Source organism: Flavobacterium sp. CF136 (assembly GCF_000282055.1).
Classification (GTDB): domain Bacteria; phylum Bacteroidota; class Bacteroidia; order Flavobacteriales; family Flavobacteriaceae; genus Flavobacterium.
Window position 1 is genome coordinate 133,154 of the sequence record NZ_AKJZ01000016.1, and the last position, 24,220, is coordinate 157,373.

Below are 24,220 nucleotides of genomic sequence, written 5' to 3' on the forward strand. Positions count from 1 at the left end.
AAAAAATCCTTATAAACTAAACGAATGCTAGAGAACTTTCCTTTTTACGTAGGTATATTAATCGTTATTTTATTGCTGATTATGCTGGCCAACAAAATAAAAGTGGCTTACCCTGTATTGCTTGTACTGGCAGGGTTAGCGATAAGTTTTATTCCCGGTGTACCAATTATAACCATCGAACCTGAACTGATATTCTTTATATTTCTGCCTCCCTTATTATATGAAGCTGCGTGGACAGTTTCATGGAAAGAAATGTGGCGTTGGAGACGCATTATTACAAGTTTTGCTTTTGTGGTAGTTTTTCTCTCAGCACTTTCGGTAGCATTAGTTGCCAATTATATTATTCCCGGTTTTTCATTAGCATTAGGATTTTTATTGGGCGGAATTGTTTCTCCGCCGGATGCAGTAAGTGCCGGTGCCATTTTAAAATTTGTTAAAGTACCCAAAACACTTTCATCTATATTGGAAGGAGAAAGTTTATTGAATGATGCATCTTCATTAATTATTTTCAGATTTGCAATGATTGCCGTTGCAACTGAGCAATTTATATTTTACAAAGCAGCAGTGAGTTTTAGCTGGATGATTTTTGGTGGTGTTGGAATTGGTTTATTAATAGGATGGATTTTTATGAAAGCTCATAAATATTTACCTACTGATGCTAATATAGACATTGTTTTGTCATTGCTTACCCCTTATATTATTTACCTGGCAGCAGAAGAAGTGCATAGTTCCGGTGTATTGGCAGTAGTAAGCGGCGGATTGCTTTTATCTAATAACAGACACCGTTTCCTTACCAGCACATCGCGTTTACAGGGAATAAATGTTTGGGAAAGTTTTTGTTTTATCTTAAACGGATTGGTTTTTATGCTGATCGGATTAGATTTACCTCAAATTACCAATGGACTGGAAGAAGTAAGTATGACCACAGCAATTGGTTATGGTATGGTGATAACTGCTGTTTTAATAGTGAGCAGAATACTGTCAGCATATGGTGCAGTAATTGTTACACTAATTGCCCGTAATTTTATAACGGTTGCTTACAGCGAAAACCCCGGCTACAAAACCCCTTTTATACTTGGCTGGACCGGAATGAGAGGTGTTGTTTCATTGGCTGCTGCATTATCCATACCCGTTTATCTGAATAATGGTAATGGTTTTCCACAGCGTAACCTCATTTTGTTTATTACTTTTATTGTTATTCTTTTGACTTTATTAATTCAGGGATTAACATTACCGTATTTCATCAGAAAGATTAAACTTGATGATTTTGATGATACTTTACCTAATGATGAAGTTAATAATATCTTACGACAAGAATTAGCAGAACATGCTTTAAATTATTTAAAAACAAATTATAACGATCATATAGAAACAAATGCTTCATTGCAGCATCTTATTCAAAAATGGGAACAGCATAGCAAAGGAATCGACAATGAATCTGTTGGAAAGGATCTTAAAGTAATTTATCTCGATTTATTAAACCAGCAAAGGCAATGGTTACGAAACAAAAACAAAGAAGATAAATCTTTGGACGAATCAATCATTAGAAGACAAATGCATTATTTAGATATTGAAGAAGAGAAATTGCGATATCTTTAGAATTATTAAGATAATCGGAAAAGACTATTAAACAAAAATATCAAGATAAGTAACTTCCTCAGAGATTGGGATAATTCCATGTTTTTGAAGAGCATTAAAGTAGAGACTGTCACCTGTTTTAAGGACATATTCGGTATCGCCTACCTGCATTTTCATACTGCCTGAAACTACAAAAACAAATTCTTCCCCCTCATGAGAAACTTCATGTGGTATCACTTCTCCTTTTCTTGCTACAAATAAAAAAGGCTGCATTTTTTTTTCGTGGTAAACTGATGCATAAGGAAAAATATGATATCCTTTCTCCGTCTTTACAAGTTTCTTTTCTGCTTCTTCTAATGTCGTTACCACTGCCCTATCCCAGCTGTCCTGCTCGAGCAACTGCGAAATATTAGTACCCAGGGTTTGGGCTATTTTAACTAATGTAGCTACAGAGGGGATTGTTTTATCGTTCTCAATTTTGGAAATCATGCTTTTTGAAAGACCGCATTTGTCCGCCACCTCCTGCAATGTACGGTTCTGTACACTACGAAGTATTCTAATACGTTCACCAACACCAAGGCTGTTTGCCATATTTGTTTTTAAATTATTTTCTTTATTTCCCACAATAGTGATTTCAATTGTTTAAATCTTAATTTGGTATACTTTTTAGCCAGCTTTTTGCAAAGATAATTTTCCATAAATAATATCCTTAACAAAATAACTCTATATAAAAATAAAAAAACACACATCAAATAGAATAATATATCATTTTTTTATTCAACTTTGTTGAACAAAAGTAAACATAATATACAAACCAACAAATAATTTCGATATGCGTCAGCGATTACAACATTATCTTCTTCCTTTTGTTTGCCTGAGCTTTTTTTGTGTTCAGGGGCAGGATACTCAAAAAAAAACAGCAATTACAGTAGACTTAAAAAAAGAAATTGCACCTATGAAGCCAGTCTGGGCATGGTTTGGATATGATGAACCAAATTATACCTACATGAAAGATGGCAAAAAATTACTAACGGAAATTGCTGCGCTCAGTCCGGTACCGGTTTATGTGCGTACACATAGTCTGCTGGTTTCAGGCGACGGTACGGCGGCACTCAAATGGGGATCCACCAATGCTTATACAGAAGATGCTAATGGCAATCCGGTTTATAACTGGAGAATTGTCGACAGTATTTTCGATACCTATGTATCACGTGGCATGAAACCACTGGCGCAAATAGGTTTTATGCCCGAGGCATTATCTTCCCATCCTGTTCCTTATAGACATCACTGGAAACCCGGAGATCGTTATTCAGATATCATTACTGGATGGGCTTATCCTCCAAAAGATTATAACAAGTGGCGAAATTTGGTTTATGAATGGGTAAAGCATTCAGTAGAACGTTATGGAAAAAAAGAAGTAGAAAGCTGGTATTGGGAAGTATGGAACGAACCTAACGGAGATTATTGGAAAGGAAGCCGTGAAGAGTTTTTTAAATTATATGATTATGCTGCCGATGGACTTAAAAGCGCCCTTCCCACAGCAAAAATTGGCGGACCTAACATCGCAGGTACCAGAAGCAAAAACGCCCAGGATTGGGTCAATGATTTTATTAAACACTGCATATCAGGTACCAATTATGCAAATGGCAGGCAAGGTTCTCCTCTTGAAGCAATACTCTTTCATGCGAAAGGATCACCAAAAACAGTAGATGGAATGGTTCGAATGAACATGGAACCGCAACTAAATGATATAAAAACCGGATTTCAAATAACGACCTCCTATCCGGAAACTAAAAACCTTCCAGTAATTATCGGAGAGTCTGATCCTGAAGGATGTGCCGCATGTGGTATGGCAACCAATCCTGAAAATGCGTATCGTAACGGCACCTTATATTCCAGCTATACTGCCGCTTCTTTTGCCCGCAAATATTTATTGGCAGACCAGACAAAGGCCAACTTTCTTGGTGCAGTTTCATGGTCGTTTGAATTTGAAAATCAGCCTTGGTTCTATGGCTATAGAGATTTATCCACTAATGGCGTTGATAAACCGGTACTGAATGTTTTCAGGATGTTCGGAATGATGACAGGCAAAAGGGTTTCGGCAGAAAGTAACCGAATGTACCCACTGGAAGAAGTCCTAAAATCAAGTGTGCGTGGCGAACTTTCTGATATTGGGACATTAGCAACAAAAGATAAAAAATCTGCTGCAGTAATGGTTTGGAACTACCATGATGATAATATACAAGGATTAGCTGAGAACGTCATAGTTACAATTGATAATGTTCCTGCAAAAAAAGCAATCCTCAGCATATATCTTATCGATGATACGAACAGTAATTCTTATGAGGTATGGAAAAAAATGGGTTCACCACAAAATCCTACGGAACTACAAATCAAAACTCTTGAAAGTGCCGGACAATTAAAATGTGTATCAACCGAAAAAACCAAAATAAAATCAGGTCAGATTACTCTAAATTTAAAATTAACAAGACAGGCAGTTGCGTTGGCAAAAATTACCTGGTAATCAACAATAAAAATCTAATGATAGTAAATAAATACATTTCTAAATCCCTGAAATTCTCCCTTGCCCTATTGAGTACCGCAGGCAGTTTGCAGGCGCAAAACAAAGAAAACGTAACATTACCAGAGCCATATGCTACAAAATCAGTTCAAAATTTCTGTAAAGTAGTTGGCTGGAAAGAGGGTGAATTGCCAATTGCCCCTAAAGGATTTACAGTAAGCAAATTTGCAGGTGAACTCGAAAATCCCCGTTGGCTTTATGTTGCTCCAAATGGTGATGTATTTGTAGCTGAGGCAGGTACGAGAATCCCAAAGAAAAAAAGAGAAGACGAGAAGGATGAGTTTTTTAAATCCAAATCCCAGAATTTTGGCAGTGCTAACCGAATTACGCTTTTTAGGGATAAAAATAAAGATGGTGTTTATGAAAGTAAATATTCCTATCTGAACAATTTAAATCAACCTTTCGGGATGCTGGTATTGGACGGTTTTTTCTATGTTGCCAATACAGATGAGCTTCTAAGATTCCCCTATCAGGAAAAAGACACTATTAATTCCGGCACCGGGCAAAAAATACTCGATCTTCCTGCCGGAGGTTACAATAACCACTGGACAAGAAATATAATTACGAATCCCGAAAGAACCAAAATTTACATCACGGTTGGCTCGGCAAGTAATGTGGCTGAACAGGGAATTGAAACAGAATTTAAACGTGCCAATATACTTGAAATTAACCCTGACGGCAGCGGTGAGCGTATTTATGCAAGCGGACTTCGTAATCCCAATGGAATAGACTGGGTTCCGGGAACCAAAACATTATGGACAGCCGTGAACGAACGTGATGATTTAGGAGACGAACTTGTACCTGATTATGTTACCAGTGTTAAAGATGGTGGATTTTATGGATGGCCGTATTCCTACTTTGGTCAGCATGAAGATCCGAGACACAAAGGGGAACGCCCGGATCTTGTTGCAAAAGCCATAGTACCTGATATCGCACTAGGGCCACATACCGCATCATTAGGTCTGACATTTTACAATAAGAAGACGTTTCCTAAAAAATATCGCAATGGCATGTTTGTTGGCCAGCATGGATCATGGAATCGAGCTGAATTATCTGGCTATAAAGTGGTATTTATTCCTTTTAGAAAAGGTAAACCTTCGGGACCTCCTGAAGATTTTTTAACCGGTTTTATTGTCGATGCTTCAAAAAGCCTGGTTCATGGCCGTCCGGTAGATGTAGCGGTATTACCAGACGGTTCGATACTTGTTTCTGATGATTCTGCTAAAACAATCTTTCAGATAAAAGCACAATAAAAGATTAATTTATAGTTTCTTAATATTGCTATTACGAACAGGGGCTCAGGGGAATCAGAAAATGTATTTTTTAACCTGAGTTCTTGTTTAATCCGCTGTAATCTAAGAACTTTGTAAAAAAACATGAAACCATTAATTGTACTTCTGAGCATTTTTGCTTTTTGTCTTCTGACCACAAAAACACTATATGGCAATTATGAATTTGCTTTGTCAGGGAGAATTGCAATGTCAGTTATGCTGCTTTTTACCGCCACAGCGCATTTTGTTTTTAATAAAGGTATGGCCATGATGTTGCCTTCTTTTATTCCATACAAAATACAGATTGTTTACCTGACTGGTATTATTGAGATCATTGGGGCTCTGGGACTCTTTTTTCCAGATATCAGAATTTTGACAGGCTGGCTGCTAATTGTATTTTTCATCCTTATTGTTCCTGCTAATATTTATGCTGCCGTTCATCATATCGATTATCAAAAAGAGAATTCTGATGGAAACGGCCTGCCCTATTTGTGGTTTAGAATACCGTTGCAGATTTTATTTATATTATGGGTATATTTTTCAGCTGTTAAGTACTGAATGGATAAAATAAAACCTGTCAGGCTGAGCGAAGCCGAACGGACTCGGATGATAATGATTACTCATTAAAATAGGAACATTTTTTTGAACTAAATTAATCGTAATATTTTATAATTTGTCTTTTTCCGGAATTCTTCGGAAAATTTAAAATCCTTACATTTACGCCCTGGTTGACAAAATTACGTTGTGCGAATAGTCATTCCTATAGCGTTATGCCAATTAATTTTTAAGTAGTCAAGATGGAAAAACATACTGTATCAGCAGCATCGTTAGCTCAGGGTGATAATCCGGTACCAAATAGCAAAATAAAGAAAGCCGATTTATTACCTAATTCCGAATCCCGCTTAGATTCTATGGAAATGAAGGAAAAACCTATCGGGGACCCTACTATTCCGTTTAGGGATTTGACGGATACTGCCAGTAAAAAAGAAAGTATTGGCCGACTCATTAATAAACTGGATGTTGCTGCCAATGTCAGGTATCAAAAAACTGTAGAAGATACTTACTGTAATGTGTATTCTTATGATTATTGTTATTTCTGTAAAGTGTATCTCCCAACGGTTTGGTGGACGGATGAAGCTCTGGAAAAAATAGTACAAGGACAGGAAGTAGAAGCTGTTTTTGAGCAAACTGTTGATCGTATTTACTCCAGTGCCATACACGATTGGTTTTTAGAATGGGGAGCTAGTTTTGGCTGGGAAAGAATGCATACTGTTGATGAAATTCAAAATAAGGTAAATGCCAATGGCGGTATTGGAATAATTTGTGCCAAAAGAAAAATCAAAGGGCTCTCAGGACATATTGTTCCTGTTGTTCCCGAAACAGATTTGCATAAAGCGTATCGGGAGAATGGCGTAGTTGTATATCCACTGCAATCACAAGCGGGAAAATTGAATTATAATTACTTTTCGGAAGTTAGAAAAGATTGGTGGAATGATGACTTATATTCCTCTTATGTCTTTTATTACCATGAATAAAAAAGCAATTAATCTTTATTGTCCAGACATTTAAAAACATTTGTTGATTATCAGTGTGTTAACTACTTGGAAATGACACAATAAAGTACTATTTTTGCAACTTAGAAAAAACAAGAATAGCAGAAATTGTAATTTGACTGTTCATCTGCTTAAATTATTGATATAAAAGTGATTAGTGACAATAGTTTTATAACCCATATAAAATTTACTTTTCACCATATTTCAGTCGATACAAAGTATAAAATTTCTGAGAATAAATATAATTTCCTATAATTTTAAAAGTAAAATAAAACTTTTTAATGGATGATGTAACAATTATGCTTAATCCGTTAAAAGTTTTTTGGCTCTGATCTTTAACAGATTAGATTCGTGTTTCCGAATAAAAAATAAAGACTTTAAATAATTAATTAACCATAAAAAAGAAAATTAGTATAAATGAAAGACAATCAGATAAAAAAATATTATTGGGGAATTGGATTAGAAAACGAAACCTACATGCAATTTGAAGAATCCCTAATAGTTTCTGGTGAATTTATACAAGAAAAAATTGGTTTTGAAAAATACAGTATTGACTATAGAAAATGCTATAAGCCAGAAAGCCTTGCTCCTATTTTGAAAAAAGCTTTTGGTTTGAATGAAAACTATAAAGTGAGCCGAATGATGAACAGTCATTCGCTTGAAAAACTGGATGTTAACTATCAGCACAAAACATTATCACCAATAAAACCATTAGTTGATACCGAAAATGGTGAAGTGATCGCAGAACCACTTGAAAATCCAGAATACCTTGGAAAATCAATCATGGAAATTTTCCTTGAGGATCAGCCTTACAATATTCAAAGTATGATTACCCAAAGAAACAAAACAATGGGTTCTGTACATTTTGATGGTGATTCTATTGAATTTGTAACCAAATATTTTGAAAACCGAACGATAGCCGATTCCTGCAAAGAGCTAAAAGCTACTAAAAAGTTATTCCTCGATAAAATCAATGAATCTTCCGTGCTAAATGGAAAATTAAACTTTCCGGATTACAACAATGGGCTAAATATGTTCATGACCAATCAGGAAAACCTCGTTTTGTTTAATAACGGAACGTACCATTTTCATATTACTTTGCCATCATTAACGGAAGACAGCAGGATTGTAGATTACAATGATTTTGAAAAAACACACGCCAACGCCATTTATTTACTGCAATGGTTTGAACCTTTTTTTATAGCAACTCTTGGAAGTCCTGACATTATGGGCGTGATAAGTGATAAATACAGTCTGGACAAAAAATTTACTTTGGGTTCTATGAGAAATGCTATGTCACGTTACATAGGTGTAGGAACTTATAACAAAGCAATGCCAAAAGGTAAAATTCTAACCTATAACGTAGATGATTTTAGAAAACTGCTAAAATTTGAAAAAGACGAAAATATTTGGTGGCGAGACCAGATTGAAGCAGACATGGAATATGAAATGCTTTCGGAAGTGGGTCTGGATTTTAATCAGGAAAAAATGTACCAAAGCGGTTTTGAATTCAGAAGCTTTGACGAGTTTCCGGCAGAGTACTTAAATGATGTTCTTTTTTCTATTATTCTAATTTGTGAGCATTCTTTAAACCTTCCCGATGTTCAATGGGGACATGACAGTGCGGCCTGGAATAATTTAGTTTTTAAAACTTTAAAAATGGGTTATTTAGCTGAAATCAATGAAGCTGAAAAGAATGAAGTTTTGGATTTACTGCAATTATTAAATCCGTCAGAAGATAATTATATTACACTAAAATCCGAATTTGAAGCCATCGTAATGCTGGACGAATTTTTCTTTAAAATTCTCGCTGTCTTGCATGATAAATACAAAGACAACAATATTTGTTTAGATTCGATGTATGGGCAAAAAACAAGTTTTCCTCCAAAATGGGATAACTTTAATAAGTACCAAACAGAGAGACATTTGCAGCAAATAGGTGCTTTCTGTGAGAATTAAAAGTTCCTGAAACAGATTTACTTAAATAAAATAATTCTTTTCAAATGCAATAAACATCTATAACTAAATGTTATATAAAGAAATGTTATGTGTTTTAATTATTGATTAAGAGTTATGAAAAGTATATTGTTTTTAATGATTATAGTTGGTGTTTATATACAAGGCTATGCTCAGCAGGAATTAAACAAAAAAGAATATAGATCGATTCCAACTAAAGATCAGAAAATTGACGAGATGATTCCTCCAAAAGAAATTACTCCTAAAACTGATCCTCCAGCTGATGTTAAAAAGCAGGATTCTTTGATTATAAATCCTGAAGGGCTTTTTAAGGATACTAATCTGTATAAAAGAGAGTCCAATACTGAGGGAATTTATTATAGAAGGAATCAATATTTAGGAGGCTTTAGAACGAAAACATTTGTTTCTACAATTCGCTATCGTGATGCAGCTTTTATAGATGGCGATAAAATAAAAGTATATTTAAATGATAAGGTAATTAAACCGGAAGTTAGTTTGGATGGAGAATTTCAGGGATTCAAAATAAATTTAATAAAAGGTATTAATAAAATTGATTTTGAAGCTCTGAACGAGGGTTTTGCATCGCCTAATACTGCCGAATTCCAGGTTTATGACGCTAATGGAACTGTTATAGAAGCAAGCCAATGGAATGTTGGCACTGGCTATAAGGCGACAATTATATTATACAAGGAATAATAAAATAAGGCAATCCTTTAAAAATACAAGTATAAAAAAGCAAAAAGAGGTTTTAACGCCTCTTTTTGCTTTAGTTATGAATTGATGCAATCAAACCTAAACTTTTCTTAGTCTTTTGTTAAGTTACAATTTTATAAACTTACACCTTGTTTTCCCATGATTAAAATTCATTATATTTATGTTCTTTAATGAAAAAATATGACAGAACTTCTTAAAAAAAATATTGCAGCACATATTTCTCTTTCTGAAAATGAAACAGAAGCATTTTGTAATTTATTCGAGCACGAAACAATTAAGAAAAAAAGTTTTTTGCTGCGGGAAGGAGAAGTTTGCAAATTTGAAGGCTTTGTTGTCAAAGGACTCTTTCGGGTATATCATATTGATCAAAATGGTTTCGAGCAAATACTTTATTTTGCTGTTGAAAATTGGTGGATTACTGATATTGATAGTTTTACCAGTGAGACGCCATCACAACTTTTTATAGAAGCCCTGGAAGACAGTGAAGTGCTTATCATTTCTAAAAGTGATAAAGAATTTGCTTATTCAAACCTGCCTAAAATAGAAAAACTATTTCGGGTAATGACCCAAAAAACCCACGTCGCACTTCAACGCAGAATGATAGACAATTTAAGCAAAACTGCGGAATCACGTTATGTTGAGTTTACAGAAAAATATCCACAGCTTATTCAGCGTCTTTCAAACATTCAAATAGCGGCTTATCTGGGAATCACCAATGTTTTTTTGAGTAACATCCGAAAGAAAATTGCCCTGAAAAAATAAGGCTTCCTTTTTATTTTTTAAACTACTTTAATGTTTTTGTATCTCTTTTGATATCATCTTTGTATAGTATTACACTAGTAATCAATCACTAAATAAATCGAAGATCATTTCATCCGTTCACCTTAAGGGCGGTCATGAATACAAAAACAGTAAATAATGAGTAAACTAATTTATGTAATGGATCCGCTTTGTGGCTGGTGTTATGGAAACAGCACCAATACACAAAAACTATACGAAAAATACAAAAATCTGATTGATTTTGAAATTTTGCCTGCCGGAATGTGGATTGGTACAAATGCCCGTAAACAGTCGAAACAAATGGCACAATTCATCAAAAAACACGACCCACAGGTACAGCAAACCACAGGAACTGAATTTGGTAAAGCCTATTTTGAGTTTATCGAAAATGAAAATATTATTTTGGACAGCGAAGTACCATCAAGAGCCATTGTCAGTGTAAAGAAATTATGGGTATCACAATCCATTCCTTTCGCTATTGAAGTGCAAAAAGCGAGATATTGGTATGGAAAAGACTTGAATAGTGATGAAACTTATCTTAGTATTTGTGATACTTTGGGATTGGATAAAGTCGATTTTCTAAAAACATTTCATTCTGAAACCATCAAAAAAGAAACACAGGAAACCTTTGTTTTGGCACAACAATACGCCAGTTCATATCCTACACTTTTGGCAGAAAAAGAGCGTAAAATTTACATTTTAGAACAAGGTTATGCCTCTTTTGAAACTATCACTAAACAAATTGATTTACTGTATTTATTAAACTAGTTTAATGGTCTTAGGTATTAGGTACCTATATATTTGTATTATAATTTAAAAATAAAGTAAAATGAAAAAAATTATTGTGACACTTTGTGTTGTTATCAGCCTTTCCATTTTTTCAGTGAGCTGTTCAAAAGATACCAATTCTTCAACCAGAAACTTACAACAAGAAGAAAGCAATAAGGAATTAGTTCTTAAATTCTACCAAAAATTATTTGGGGACAAAGATATTTCTGCTATTGATGAGTACATTGTTCCAAATTATATACAGCACAACCCACAGATTGCTGATGGCAGAGAAGCATTAAAGAAAATAGCAACACAGTGGATTGCTGGCGGTCCAAAAACAAAGGTAGATGTACACCAATCAGTTGCTGAAGGAAACCTGGTTATCCTTCACGTAAAAATCCCTACTCCAGATGGAAAGTATCAAGCCATTGCAGAAATTTTTAGAGTAGAAAATAACAAAATTGCAGAGCATTGGGATGTTATTCAGGCTGCTCCTGAGACATCTGCAAATCCACATCCGATGTTTTAGATAATGGTAATCTAAGAAATCGAAAACCTTTATAAATTATTTCTAAAAATAAAGTAATGGACAGAAAAAAATTTCTAAAAAATAGTTTCTTAGGCTTAGGGGCAATTGTAGCTTTACCTACTGCAATCAGCTCATGCTCAAAAGACAATGACGCTGTTACGACTCCTGCAAATAGTGGCAGCAATAACTCAAATGATTGTGCGATTTCCCCAACAGAAACCGTGGGACCTTTTCCTATCCTTACTCCTGCACAATATGTCAGGCCAGTATTATTGGCGACAGAATAGGCATCCCGCTTTTAATGACCCTGACCATACAAGACCAAAGCAATGGCTGCACGCCTCTTGAAGGAGTATTAGTAGATGTTTGGCAATGTGATAAAGATGGTAATTATTCTCAGTACGGCGGCAATCAATTACAAACTACCAATTATAGTAATCAGAACTTTCTTCGCGGGAGACAAACTACAAATGCTAATGGGCAGGTATCTTTCATTAGTATTTTTCCGGGATGGTATCCGGGCAGGGCGCCCCATATTCATGTTGAGGTTCTCACAACGAGCGGCACTTCACTTTTAGTAACACAAATTGCTTTTCCTGTTTCGGTCTATTCTGAGGTTTATGCAACTAATGGCTACAATGGTGCGCCGGACAGGTCTAATACACAAGACAGTATCTTTTCAGATAGCTTAAGCAGAAACATGTCAGATAGTGTTACAGGAAATACTGTTGACGGGTATACACTTTTGAAAAAAATTACCGTAGGATAAATCGAAGACTCATTAATATAAAACAAAATAAAAAGTCATGAATAAATACAACATCTCAATAATACTTTTAACAATCTTAACATTATTTAATATGGAAACACAAGCACAAAGTTTCAAAACCATCGAAACTAAAAATTTGAAACTTCAGGTTTATAACGCATCAGAAAACAGTTTTGGTGTAGCATCAGTAATTGTATCGGGAAAAACAGATGCAGTTTTGATTGACGCACAATTTACTTTGGCAGATGCCGAAAAAGTAGCACAGGAAATTAAAGCAAGCGGCAAAAAACTTACTGCTATTTTTGTTTCTCACGGTGATCCTGATTTTTACTTCGGACTGGAAGTATTCAAAAAATATTTCCCGGAAGTTACAGCTTATGCTTCTCCTGCAACAGTAGAGCATATTAAAGCTACAGCTCAAAAGAAATTAGAAGTTTGGGGAGAAAGATTGGGCAAGAGCATTACGTCAAACGTAATTTTACCTCAGGTTTTAAGAGGAAATAGTATTGAATTGGAAGGCCAGAAATTAGAAATCATTGGTTTGGAAGAATTCCCGAATAAAACTTTTGTCTGGATTCCTTCTATCAAAGCAGTTGTTGGCGGAATCAATATTTTTGGAACAACTTTTCATCTTTGGATGGCAGATGCACAAACTGCAGATGCCCGTAAAAGCTGGATTTCAGTTTTAGACAAAATTACTGCCTTGAAACCTGAAATTGTAATTCCTGCACACGCCAATTCAAATTCTCCATTCGATATAGCTGCCGTAAATCATACCAAAAGCTACATTCAATTTTACGAAGAAGCTTTGAAATCAAATAAAACATCAGAAGCTTTAATTACAGCTTTGAAAACAAAATACCCGGCACTTACTTTTGAAACAGCATTGCAGATTGGTGCAAAAGTAAACACCGGAGAAATGAAATGGTAAAATCAATCCTCTACAGCCTGACGATACTTTTGGTATTGTCAGGCTGTTCTTTAAATAAAAAGACAATGACAAATCTTGAAATTATAAAAAGCACTTACGAAGGAAAAACTTCGAAAGAAAACGGTGAAAATCTGGCTAAATATGTAGCCGATGACATTTCCTTGACAGAAGCCAAAGGTTTTCCGTATGGAGGAACTTATATCGGTTTAGATAATATAACCAAAAATGTTTTCAGCAGATTGGGAAGTGAATGGATTGATTATAAATTTACTCCGGAAGATTATATAGCCAGTGATGATAAAGTGGTCGCATACGGAACATATACTGGCACTTATAAAATTACAGGCAAACCATTTACAGCCAGAGTGGCTCACGTTTGGAAATTAAAAGACAGCAAAATTGTAAGTTTTGAACAATTTGTGGATAGTCAAACTGTCAATGATGCAATTAAATAATAAAAGTTATTTTTTTCTATCTTGCACTGTTTTAATATAACCATCAAGCAATGCACGAAAATCTTTTAGCCTATATCAACCATTATAGTAAAAACCCTCTTTCCAGCGAAGAGGAAGCCTTAGTTATAGCTACTTTTCAACCTAAAAAACTTAGAAAGAAACAATACTTTTTACAGGAAGGTGATGTATGCAAGTATGCTAGTTTTGTTGTAAAAGGAGCTATGCGGCAATACAGTGTAGATGATAAAGGCATTGAACATATTGTACATTTGTTTATTGAAAACTATTGGGCAAGCGACCGTGAAAGCACTATTATGCTTACACCTTCAAAATATAATATTGATGCATGGGAAGACACTGAACTACTCATTATTACAAGAGCTGAAATGCTGGATTTGATGGAAAAAATACCTGCATTGGTAGAAATGATCCGATTAATGGATGAAAGAAATGCCATTGCCAACCAAAGAAGACTAAGCTCTACCATAAGCAATTCTGCCGAAAAACGCTATGAGGAATTTGTAGAGAACCATCCTCAATTTATCCAACGATTTCCTCAGCACATCATTGCTTCCTATTTAGGTATAACCAAAGAAACATTGAGCCGAATTAGAAAACAAGCCCTTAAATAACCTCTGTTTTTAAGTTTTCATTATAAAAACCGTTGACAAATGTCAACGGTTTTTTTTATCATATCTCATTGTTGCAAAGCTTGCCTTTGATGCAACTTTGCCTTATCAAAATCAATAAAAATATTAAAAAATAAAACAATGAGTGATTTATCAAAAATATCTAAAACAGTTGTTTTCCATGAGGCTGGAAAACCGGAAGTATTAAAAATTGAACAGTTAGAAGTGCCTGCTCCAGGGCCACAGGAAGTAAGAATTCAGGTTAAATCAATTGGAGTTAACAGAGCAGATGCGATGTATCGTCAGGGAATGTATATTGAAAACCCTGTTTTTCCTGCTAAACTAGGCTATGAAGCAGCAGGAATAATTGAAGCTGTAGGTTCTGAAGTCACTAATTTATCAGTAGGTGATGTTGTAAATGTCATTCCCGGGTTTTCATTGCATAATTATTCTTCTTATGGTGAATATATAATAATGCTATCCTATGCAGTACATAAATACCCAGCCAATTTATCTTATCATGAAGCAGCATCTTTATGGACAAGTTACTCCACAATGTACGGAATGATAGTACATTCAGGAAAATTAAAGCCAGGAGAATTTGTAGTTGTTAATGCAGCTTCAAGCAGTGCAGGTCTCGCGGCAATTCAAATAACAAATTATGTTGGAGGAATTTCTATTGCTTTAACCACTTCACCTAAGAAAAAAGAGGCATTATTAAAAGCAGGTGCTTCCCACGTTATTGTCACATCTGAAGAAGATATAGCAACTGAAGTTTTAAAAATCACAAACAATATTGGTGCCCATATAATTTTAGATCCTGTTGTAGGGGCTAAATTCAGTAACCTTTTAAGCTCGGTTGCCGAAAACGGAAAAGTATTTGTTTATGGTGCATTGAGTCATGAACCAGCAGTTTTTCCTGCATTTGATGTTATGATGAAAACTCCAACAATTAGAGGATATTCTGCAATTGAAGTTTTAGGCAATATGGAAGTTTTAATGCAAGCGATAGCTTTTATTGATAAAGGTGTAGCCGAAGGAAAATTAAAACCAATTATTGATAAAGTATTTAATCTGGATGAAATTGTTGTCGCTCACAACTATTTAGAATCAAACCAACAATTTGGTAAGATTGTAGTGAATATATAATTTGTTTTAAAACTTAAAGAAACAAAATCTTAAGAGAGACAAAATATTTGTTGACATTTATCAACAGTTTATTTTATCAAATCGCATCGTTTTAAGGATTACTTATGATGCAACTTTGCCTCAACAAATTGATAAAAAATAACATTAAAATTTAAACAAAAATGGAAAATTCAAAAAATACACCAGCTACTCAACTTCTTCGTAACACTTTAGACAGATTTCTCGCAAAAGATATGAAAGGCTGGTCAGAACTTTGTGCCGAAGATGTAGTTGCCGAATTTCCTTTTGCCCCGGAAGGTTCACAAGCAAGGTTTGAAGGAAAAGAGGCTCTTTATGCTTATTTAAAAGATTACCCAAGTTATATCGATATAAAATCATTACCAACCTTAAAAATCTACGGTACTGATGACGAAAATGTTGCTATCGCAGAATGGAGTGCTTCCGGAGTTGTAATTGGAAATGGTAATCCGTATGAAATGAGCTATGCAACTTTCATAACTTTCCGTGACGGTCTTGTTGTAAACTACCGTGAATACTGGAACCCACAAGCTTTTCAAAAAGCGATGAGCGGTGGAAGCTTTGCTGCCGAATAAAGTTGCCCAAAACTAATCCTACTTATAAAAACCGTTGATAAATGTCAACGGTTTTTTTTATCATATCTCATCGTTTTAGGGCTTGTTTCTATTGCAATTTTACATCATAGAAATAAACAAAAATTAATCATTAAAAATTAGAAAAAATGAACAAGAACAAAATTATTTATTGGACAACAACAGGTATTATTACAGCTATGATGTTATTTAGTGCATTCGGATATTTTACAAATGCCGATATGAAGGCTGCCTTTGTACATTTAGGTTTTCCGGATTATTTCAGAATTGAGCTGGGCGTCTTAAAATTATTTGGAGCTTTTGTATTAATACTTCCACTGATTTCAGATAAAATAAAATCATTCGCTTATTTCGGTTTCGCACTAACATTTGTTTCGGCATTTATAGCACACCTTTCTAGTGGAGATCCAATTTCTGTAGCGGTTGCGCCTATTGTCTTTTTAGTGATTTTGGGAGTGTCCTATTATTTTAAAAATAAAATGGAAAATAAATAAGTAAAACAATGAAAAAAGAAGCAAGTTTTTCAACAAAAGGGAATAGAGCTGATTTAGGCCCTTTGACAATAAATAGATTGCTGCCCAATCAGTATGCAAATAAAGTGGGACCATTCGTGTTTCTTGACTATGTAGCTCCTGCAATTAAAGATACTATCACTGAGAATGGTATGGGAGCCCATCCACATAGAGGAATTGCTACATTGACTTATATTCTTCAAGGCGAAGAAGAACACTTTGACAGTGCTGGGAATTATGCCAAAATACATTCGGGTGGCGTTCAATGGATGAAAGCAGGTACAGGAATAGTTCATGATGGAAATTTGAATTATGATTCAGAAACAGATAGCAAGATGGTTCACGGTTTTCAGTTTTGGATTAATCTACCTGCAAAAAACAAAACAGAAAGCCCGGCGCATATAGCAATTCAAGCCAATGAAGTACCTAAAAAAGCATTAGCCTACGAAAGTGGATGGATAAAGGTAATTGTAGGTAACTATGAGAAATTGAGTTCTATAATTCCAAATTATTCCCAGCAGTTTCTATATCATATCCATTTGGAAGCAGGCAAACAATTTACTATTCAGATGGCAGATAAAATAGAGGTTGCCGCTTTTTTGCCTACGAATAGTGTAATACTGAATGATACTGAATTTGAAGCAGGAGAATTTGTAGAATTTAGCAGAAATGCAGGAGAAATAGAAATAAAAAATACTTCTGAAAAAGCTATTGATATTTTGTTTTTTGGTGGTGAAGAATATGCTGAACCTATTGTTGCAGAAGGGCCATTTGTAATGAATTCATCAGGAGAAATTGCAGATGCATATCGAGATTTTTATGCTGGAAAGTATGGTGAAATTAAATCAACAAAAAAGAACTAATAAAATGAAATTATGACAGCATCAACAAATAAAGTAGCACTGGTAACCGGGGCTGCAACTGGTATTGGTCGTGCTATTGCCATTCGCTTGGGAAAAGACGGAATTGCAGTAGCTATTAATTATGTAGGCAGTCCAACACAAGCCGATGAAGTAGTTAATGAAATTAGGGAAGCTGGCGGTATTGCAACAGGGTTTTCAGCTGATGTGAGTGTGGTTTCGGACATTACTAAACTTTTTAATGATGTCAATACAACATTTGGCGGAATCGATATTGTAGTTGCCAATGCCGGAATTGCTGTTATGGGTATTCCTATTGTTGATGTTAACGAAGCAGATTTTGATCGTATCAATGCTATAAATTATAAAGGAACTTTTTTTGTGCTGCAACAAGCAGCAAAACATGTTAGAAACGGCGGGCGTATTATTCAGATATCTTCAACGAGCTCATTATATCCGGCAGCGGGTCTTGGAATCTATGCTCCCAGTAAGGCTGCCGGTAAAGTAATTACAGAGATACTGGCACAAGAACTTGGGTCGCGTCAAATATCAGTAAATAGTGTTTTCCCCGGGCCAACAGCAACACCTCTAATGCAAAAAGAAGTTTCAAAAGAGGAATTCGAAAGGATCGGTCAAAATATAAATTTAGGAAGAATGGGGAAACCAGAAGATATTGCCAGCGTAGTAGCATTCTTATCAGGTCCTGAAGGAGCCTGGGTAAATGGTCAGCAAATAATTGTAAATGGCGGTGGCAGAATATAATTTTTTAAACTGTTTTTCATTGATGTTATTCTTTGTGAATCAATTATTTATAAATTTAATTAAGGTTGTTAATGCAAATTGTATAAAATGTCTATCCAATTCTATAAAAGATTTTGGTAAGCAATTAACGTACTTTACAATATTTAAGAATCATGAATACACAGGCCTAAACTTTACTAAAGATTACTCTTAAAAAAGCCATTATGACTGACATTGCCCGCCGTTTTCCCGAAAATCCATTATTAATGCCTAAAGATTTAACGGCAAGCGCACCAGAGCTTCAGATTATTAGTTTACTGAATCCCGGCGTGTTTGTATTTGAAAATAAAACATGGTTACTGGTTAGGGTTGCTGAATCCATTGCACAAAAAGAGGGTGTGATTTTCTTTCCGGTGGTGAATGCAATGGGTAAAATAGAAATTATCGAAATTCCTCTTAATGATCCGGATCTAATAGCCAATGATGCAAGGGTAATTAAATATAAAGGTCTGGATTACCTTACTACTCTTTCTCATCTTAGACTGTTAAGCAGTGATGATGGGATACATTTTTATGAACCGGAAAACACCGAAGCTATAATGGGTGAAGGTATACTGGAACAATTTGGAATAGAAGATTGTCGGGTAAGTAAAATTGGAGATACATATTATCTTACCTATACAGCAGTTTCTGAAAACGGTGTAGGTGTTGGACTGCGTACCACCAAAGATTGGAAAAATTTTGTAACAAAAGGTATGATTCTTCCTCCACACAACAAAGACTGTGCTATTTTCGAAGAGTTGATCAATGGTAAATATTATGCGTTACATCGCCCGTCAAGTCCACAGATTGGAGGCAATTATATTTGGCTTGCCGAGTCATACGATAGTATTCACTGGGGAAATCACCAATGCATAGTAAAGACCCGACATGGTTTGTGGGATAGTGCAAGAGTCGGTGCAGGTACTGCGCCAATCAGAACAGAAAAGGGATGGCTTGAAATTTATCATGGTGCAAATAGTGAGCATAAATATTGTCTGGGGGCATTTCTAATGGATCTTGAAAACCCTTCACATATAATTGCCCGTTCAGTGGAACCTATCATGATGCCACAGGAAAATTATGAACTCAGCGGTTTTTTTGGCTATGTAGTTTTTACTAATGGACATGTAGTTAATGGTGATCAGCTTACTATCTATTACGGTGCTGCCGATGAATTTGTTTGTGGTGCGCATTTTTCGATTGCGGAAATCCTGGCAACACTTCGATTTTAAATTATTTTGAATTAGCAGGTTGTCTAAAAAATTATAACGAATCCCTATCAATAAAATTAAAAGGATTTTTAATTTTTCCTTTATTATTATTCATTATCATTGTTGCTGCAGTATTTCCCATTTTTTTAAAATCTGTTGACATCACAGCAATTCCAAGAAGTCTTTTTAAAGGAGTTTCATCATAAGATATTATTCCGATATCCTCACCAAGCTTGAAATTTTTTGCATTCGCCGAATCGATAAGCTTCACCAGATCATCATCTTCCACAACAATAAACAGATCTCCTTTATTAATTGCAGCTCCTTCACTTATTTTATTTAATATTTCATAATCTATTTCCTTTTCGGTACAGAACTTTGTAAACCCTTTTTTTATCTTATTGAGATAAGTATAATGATAATCATCTGTTACTGCTAATTTAATAGATTTAAATTTTTTTATCTTTTCTAAACCTGCAGTGAGGGCATTGTAGACATCCTCCTCGAAATCCTGAAAGATCTCTATTATATTTCCGTCAATTTTCAACTCATTGTTATCCATAATGATGAGTTTCTCAGCAGGAATCCTTTTTATAACTTCTAAAGACTCTCCGCTAAAATTGTTCTGACTCTGTTTATCTATTTTAAAATGAGGCATTATGATGTAGTAATCATACCTGTTGGCATGCTTTTCCATTAAACTCTTAAAAAGAGATTCATCACAGTTATAAATCTCAAAATCACTGTGAAAATTATCATCAACAGTCGCACAGAAAGAATTATACATTTCAAGTTTGTAAGTACTCAGCTTATTGATCAAAAAAAGAACATTTATTTCAGCTATTAATTTAGTGCTGTCAATATAGGTTCCCTTTCCGGGGATAATTTTAATGGCTCTCTTTTCCTTTAGCACTTTATACCCTTTTTCAACCGTATCCCTGGAACATTTATATGCCTTACTGAATTCATTGATTGAAGGAATACGGTCACCATTCTTAAGATTTCCCCTGGAAATATTATCAATAAAACAATCTGCTATCTGCAGGTATTTCGGTTTAGTAGAATCCTCCAAATTCAAATCAGTAAGTATATCCATAGTCAGTTATTTAGTTGGAAATTACAAATATTAATGCTAAAATAAATTTTATTTTCATTTTGATTTAATTTTAAGGACAGTAACACATTCTTATGCATTATTTTTCCCAATTTATTAAATAATATAAAATATTCTGCAATATATACAAAAATAAGTGTAAAAAACACGTTAATCAAAAAAGCAACATAAATCGTTTAAAAGATTTCTCTTTTTAAAGGATTTATATTGCCATTTATTAAATGATTTTACATTATGGATAAAATCAGTCACACAAATCTGCTTGCAGAAAAAATTGTTTTTCTTTTAAAATAAATTCAAAAAAACAGAGCTGAAATTTACTCATTTGTATGCAGTTCTTTATCTTTAATTTTCTTATAGTAAGCTTGTAATACATAAAAAGCTTTTTTCTTCTCTCCATTTTTACTGATGAGACCTTTTGTATTCCACCCTTGTTGATAAGTTGGATTGTTTCGTCTTGGAGAACGGAAGTCTGCCAAAATCCATGGTGACAGCCCACTGAAGCTATCCGGAAAGCGTTCCTCGAACATTTTTATTTGTTCCTGATAATACCATTCCTGATATTCTTCACTAAACCGGACTGTTTTATCAGCGTGGAAACCAAACATCCCCTCTGCACCTGTCTCACTAATAAAAAACGGTTTATCAAAAGCCACTGTCCACTTTGCAGTGCGGCATGATTCGGGTGTTCCTCCATACCATCCTAAATATTCGTTTAAGGAAACTATATCGGTATATTTTCCCAAAGGATCTTCTACATGATTTGCTCCTGCATTATAGCCAGCTTCCAATGCAGCAGATATAATTCTGGAAGAGTCTAATTTTTTTGCCAGCGTAACCAGTGAACTCATAAATTTTGTGCGAACATCTGATATCGGGGTTTCATTTCCTACTGACCAAATAATTATACTTGCCCTATTTTGATCTCTGGCAATCATTTCACTGAGCTGTTTTTTTGCTTTCTCAAGTACAGCATCACTTTTAAAGTCAATAGTCCAGTATACCGGTATTTCACTCCATACCATAAGACCCAGGGAATCTGCAGTTTTAATAGTCTGCTCATCATGAGGGTAATGCGCCAGACGTACCATATTACAATTTAGTTCTTTGGCCCATCCTAACAATTGCAAGGCATCTTTTTTTCCATGTGAACGGCGGATTTCCTGAGGTATTTCTTCATGAATACTGATTCCTCTTAAAAAGACCTGTTTGCCGTTTAATACTATTTTTTTACCTGAAACCTCAATTTTTCTAAAACCTATATTTTCTGCTATTGTTTCTTTATTGAAACTGAATTTTACATCATACAGCTTTGGATTTTCGGGTGACCAAAGCTTTAGTTTACTGACTTCAAAACTAAAAGACACACTATCTTCCTGAATGTCAAACTCTTTTTTAAGTTTCAGTTCGGCAATTTCTACTGTAATTTTTCCCTGGGCTTTTTTATTTGTTTTCGCCCATCCGGTAAGTGTATATTTTCCCTTTTGCCCGGCTGTACTTATCTTTGTCAACGGATCCAGCTGTAAATTATACTGCTCAATAAAATCCTGAGGTACAATAACCAGCTTAACATCTCTGGTAATCCCGCCATAATTCCACCAGTCTGTATTAACAGTTGGAATCTCATCCGAATGGCGCCTGTTATCTGCTCTTACAACTAAAAAATTATCTTTATCTTTAAGTAAACCGTCTGGAATTTTAAAATTAAAAGAAGTAAAACCTCCCTTGTGCGTGCCTAACTTTTTTCCGTTTAAGTATACATGCGCTTCATAGTTGACCGCTCCAAAATACAGATAAACATCTTCCCCACTCGAAACTGACGGTTTATCAAATTCACGCTGGTACCATACACTTCCTTCATAATACTGAAATATGCGGTCCTGGCTGTTCCAGTCTCCCGGCACTTGTATGCTGTAAGGATCTTTGTATCCATGTTCCGTCCATTTGGTTGGATCCTTAGATTCGCTGTTATTCCAATATGCTCCTTGGTCATTCTCTGGTCTTTCTTTAAAACGATAATCATAAAAACCAGTATCATAAGGGTCAATTATATAATGCCATGTTCCGTTTAAAGACACATTCTTTCTTCCTGACGTATTTACAATTAAGTCTTCTTGTGCCTCTGCATAAAAGATGGATGCTATAAAAAGCAGTACTATTAAAACTATTTTTTTCATGGTTATTTCTTGTGTAAATTAAGATGTGGCTTCTGCAATATTGATTTCGAATATTTAATCTAGACTATATCTTTTTGTATCTCAAAAGAGCTTCAATTAAATAATAGTCACCATAACTCAGTGATGCATCTATTTCAGTTTTATTAGGCATATTTCCAACTCCGTGTTTAAGTAAAAATCCCCCATTAGTTTTAAAATCAGCAAAATATTCACTGCTGAGCAGCGTATTGATTATTGTGGCAGAGGCTTTAATATAGTTTTCCGAAAGCGGTTTATCAGCATAATCACTAAGTTCAATTAGTGCGGAAGCTGTTATGGCAGCTGTTGAAGAGTCACGCAGGGCATTGGGTATACCGGGAGCACTATAATCCCAGTAAGGAACCAAATCTTTGGGCATATTTGAATTGCTTAAAATATAATTTGCAATATGATTTGCCTGTTCAAGATACTTTAAATCTTTTGTTTCACGATACATAACAACATATCCGTAAAGCCCCCATGCCTGCCCTCTTGCCCATGAAGATTCATCAGCAGCTCCCTGATTGGTAATCTTTTTGGTAACTTTTCCATCTCGAGTGTCGTAAACTATTTCATGATAGGAACTGTAGTCCGGTCTGAAATGATTTTGAAGTGTTGTATTGGCATGATTAATTGCAATATCACGGTAGACAGGATCTCCGCTGTATCTGCTGGCCCAAAAAAGCAGTTCAAGATTCATCATATTATCAATAATTACCGGCATTTCATCTGCTGATGCATGATTCCAGGGAGCACTGTCCCAGGATTTAATGCACTTTGCAATAGGGTTATAGCGTGTAATAAGACTTTTAGCACTTTGCATCAAAATAGCTTCATATTCTTTGCCGGGATGTAAACGTTCTGCATTTCCAAAACTGTAGTACATCATAAACCCCAAGTCATGAGTGGTAGTATTATTTTGTTCTTTTTTAAGGTCTTCCAAAAAAATTAATGCCTGCTTTTCCAAATCAGGAGCTGTCACCGCTTCATTAAGATATAATAAGGTTCCGGGGTAAAACCCACTGCACCACCATTCGGAATTACTGGTCTCCAGCTTTTGACTTTTATCATCCCAGGATTTTGGGTATTCTCCCGGCTGTACTTTTGTCGAAAGATACCGATACTGCTTAACGGAATTATCTAAAGCAGAATCAATTTTCTTTATAAGATCGTTATTTTTCTTTGTTGCGCATGCTTGGGCAATGAATAATATTATTATAAAGATTAAATATTTTTTCATTAGGCTG

The 24,220-nt window shown here is 35.0% G+C and carries 25 protein-coding genes; 21 read left to right on the forward strand and 4 right to left on the reverse strand.

Annotated features, from left to right (window positions below):
- Positions 1 to 24 precede the first annotated feature (24 nt).
- Complete coding sequence (locus PMI10_RS07155) at positions 25 to 1,599, forward strand: Na+/H+ antiporter (RefSeq protein WP_007806139.1); 1,575 nt, start codon at positions 25 to 27, stop codon at positions 1,597 to 1,599.
- Positions 1,600 to 1,626: 27 nt separating this feature from the next.
- Here the strand turns inward: PMI10_RS07155 and PMI10_RS07160 are convergent, their stop codons facing one another.
- The gene (locus tag PMI10_RS07160) at positions 1,627 to 2,202 is read right to left on the reverse strand and encodes a helix-turn-helix domain-containing protein (RefSeq protein ID WP_202948181.1); all 576 of its coding nucleotides are present in this window, start codon (positions 2,200 to 2,202) and stop codon (positions 1,627 to 1,629) included.
- 208 nt (positions 2,203 to 2,410) lie between these two features.
- On the opposite strand from PMI10_RS07160, the gene PMI10_RS07165 reads away from it, so the two are divergent.
- The 20 genes from PMI10_RS07165 (at position 2,411) to PMI10_RS07255 (ending at position 19,685) form a co-directional block, all read left to right on the forward strand.
- Positions 2,411 to 4,102, forward strand: coding sequence for a GH39 family glycosyl hydrolase (locus tag PMI10_RS07165; protein ID WP_007806143.1), 1,692 nt, complete (start codon positions 2,411 to 2,413; stop codon positions 4,100 to 4,102).
- Positions 4,103 to 4,119: 17 nt separating this feature from the next.
- Positions 4,120 to 5,412 carry a PQQ-dependent sugar dehydrogenase gene (locus PMI10_RS07170; RefSeq protein WP_007806145.1) on the forward strand — a complete coding sequence of 431 codons (1,293 nt, stop codon included), beginning with the start codon at positions 4,120 to 4,122 and terminating at the stop codon, positions 5,410 to 5,412.
- 123 nt (positions 5,413 to 5,535) lie between these two features.
- Complete coding sequence (locus PMI10_RS07175) at positions 5,536 to 5,988, forward strand: DoxX family protein (RefSeq protein ID WP_007806146.1); 453 nt, start codon at positions 5,536 to 5,538, stop codon at positions 5,986 to 5,988.
- A gap of 239 nt (positions 5,989 to 6,227) precedes the next feature.
- On the forward strand, positions 6,228 to 6,965 hold the full coding sequence (locus PMI10_RS07180; RefSeq protein ID WP_007806148.1) for a hypothetical protein: 738 nt from the start codon (positions 6,228 to 6,230) through the stop codon (positions 6,963 to 6,965).
- 435 nt (positions 6,966 to 7,400) lie between these two features.
- On the forward strand, positions 7,401 to 8,942 hold the full coding sequence (locus PMI10_RS07185; RefSeq protein ID WP_007806150.1) for a hypothetical protein: 1,542 nt from the start codon (positions 7,401 to 7,403) through the stop codon (positions 8,940 to 8,942).
- Between the two features lie 114 nt (positions 8,943 to 9,056).
- On the forward strand, positions 9,057 to 9,656 hold the full coding sequence (locus PMI10_RS07190; RefSeq protein WP_007806152.1) for a hypothetical protein: 600 nt from the start codon (positions 9,057 to 9,059) through the stop codon (positions 9,654 to 9,656).
- A gap of 198 nt (positions 9,657 to 9,854) precedes the next feature.
- Positions 9,855 to 10,436, forward strand: coding sequence for a Crp/Fnr family transcriptional regulator (locus tag PMI10_RS07195; protein ID WP_007806154.1), 582 nt, complete (start codon positions 9,855 to 9,857; stop codon positions 10,434 to 10,436).
- A gap of 156 nt (positions 10,437 to 10,592) precedes the next feature.
- On the forward strand, positions 10,593 to 11,222 hold the full coding sequence (locus tag PMI10_RS07200; RefSeq protein ID WP_238539453.1) for a DsbA family protein: 630 nt from the start codon (positions 10,593 to 10,595) through the stop codon (positions 11,220 to 11,222).
- A 61-nt stretch (positions 11,223 to 11,283) separates the two neighbouring features.
- Complete coding sequence (locus PMI10_RS07205; protein WP_007806158.1) at positions 11,284 to 11,754, forward strand: nuclear transport factor 2 family protein; 471 nt, start codon at positions 11,284 to 11,286, stop codon at positions 11,752 to 11,754.
- Between the two features lie 56 nt (positions 11,755 to 11,810).
- Complete coding sequence (locus PMI10_RS22310) at positions 11,811 to 12,041, forward strand: hypothetical protein (protein ID WP_007806160.1); 231 nt, start codon at positions 11,811 to 11,813, stop codon at positions 12,039 to 12,041.
- A 14-nt stretch (positions 12,042 to 12,055) separates the two neighbouring features.
- Positions 12,056 to 12,523, forward strand: coding sequence for a dioxygenase family protein (locus tag PMI10_RS07210; RefSeq protein ID WP_007806162.1), 468 nt, complete (start codon positions 12,056 to 12,058; stop codon positions 12,521 to 12,523).
- Between the two features lie 91 nt (positions 12,524 to 12,614).
- On the forward strand, positions 12,615 to 13,454 hold the full coding sequence (locus PMI10_RS07215; RefSeq protein ID WP_157489740.1) for an MBL fold metallo-hydrolase: 840 nt from the start codon (positions 12,615 to 12,617) through the stop codon (positions 13,452 to 13,454).
- A gap of 65 nt (positions 13,455 to 13,519) precedes the next feature.
- On the forward strand, positions 13,520 to 13,909 hold the full coding sequence (locus PMI10_RS07220; RefSeq protein WP_007806167.1) for a nuclear transport factor 2 family protein: 390 nt from the start codon (positions 13,520 to 13,522) through the stop codon (positions 13,907 to 13,909).
- Between the two features lie 50 nt (positions 13,910 to 13,959).
- Positions 13,960 to 14,541, forward strand: a complete 582-nt coding sequence (locus PMI10_RS07225) for a Crp/Fnr family transcriptional regulator (RefSeq protein ID WP_007806170.1) — start codon at positions 13,960 to 13,962, stop codon at positions 14,539 to 14,541.
- Positions 14,542 to 14,679: 138 nt separating this feature from the next.
- Complete coding sequence (locus PMI10_RS07230; protein ID WP_007806172.1) at positions 14,680 to 15,687, forward strand: zinc-dependent alcohol dehydrogenase family protein; 1,008 nt, start codon at positions 14,680 to 14,682, stop codon at positions 15,685 to 15,687.
- Between the two features lie 161 nt (positions 15,688 to 15,848).
- On the forward strand, positions 15,849 to 16,280 hold the full coding sequence (locus tag PMI10_RS07235) for a nuclear transport factor 2 family protein (RefSeq protein ID WP_007806175.1): 432 nt from the start codon (positions 15,849 to 15,851) through the stop codon (positions 16,278 to 16,280).
- A gap of 146 nt (positions 16,281 to 16,426) precedes the next feature.
- Complete coding sequence (locus tag PMI10_RS07240; RefSeq protein ID WP_007806177.1) at positions 16,427 to 16,792, forward strand: DoxX family protein; 366 nt, start codon at positions 16,427 to 16,429, stop codon at positions 16,790 to 16,792.
- An 8-nt stretch (positions 16,793 to 16,800) separates the two neighbouring features.
- Positions 16,801 to 17,673 (forward strand): pirin family protein, encoded by an 873-nt coding sequence (locus tag PMI10_RS07245; protein ID WP_007806179.1) that lies wholly within the window; start codon positions 16,801 to 16,803, stop codon positions 17,671 to 17,673.
- 12 nt (positions 17,674 to 17,685) lie between these two features.
- Positions 17,686 to 18,432, forward strand: coding sequence for an SDR family oxidoreductase (locus PMI10_RS07250; RefSeq protein WP_007806181.1), 747 nt, complete (start codon positions 17,686 to 17,688; stop codon positions 18,430 to 18,432).
- Between the two features lie 377 nt (positions 18,433 to 18,809).
- Positions 18,810 to 19,685: a glycoside hydrolase family 130 protein gene (locus tag PMI10_RS07255; RefSeq protein WP_238539454.1), complete on the forward strand. Its 876-nt coding sequence runs from the start codon at positions 18,810 to 18,812 to the stop codon at positions 19,683 to 19,685.
- A 31-nt stretch (positions 19,686 to 19,716) separates the two neighbouring features.
- Here PMI10_RS07255 and PMI10_RS07260 read toward each other — a convergent pair whose 3' ends face one another.
- The 3 genes from PMI10_RS07260 to PMI10_RS07270 form a co-directional block, all read right to left on the reverse strand.
- Positions 19,717 to 20,760 carry a GntR family transcriptional regulator gene (locus PMI10_RS07260; RefSeq protein WP_007806185.1) on the reverse strand — a complete coding sequence of 348 codons (1,044 nt, stop codon included), beginning with the start codon at positions 20,758 to 20,760 and terminating at the stop codon, positions 19,717 to 19,719.
- Between the two features lie 335 nt (positions 20,761 to 21,095).
- On the reverse strand, positions 21,096 to 22,955 hold the full coding sequence (locus PMI10_RS07265) for a glycoside hydrolase family 2 protein (protein WP_007806187.1): 1,860 nt from the start codon (positions 22,953 to 22,955) through the stop codon (positions 21,096 to 21,098).
- Between the two features lie 64 nt (positions 22,956 to 23,019).
- Positions 23,020 to 24,213, reverse strand: a complete 1,194-nt coding sequence (locus tag PMI10_RS07270) for a glycoside hydrolase family 88 protein (RefSeq protein WP_007806188.1) — start codon at positions 24,211 to 24,213, stop codon at positions 23,020 to 23,022.
- Positions 24,214 to 24,220: the final 7 nt, after the last annotated feature.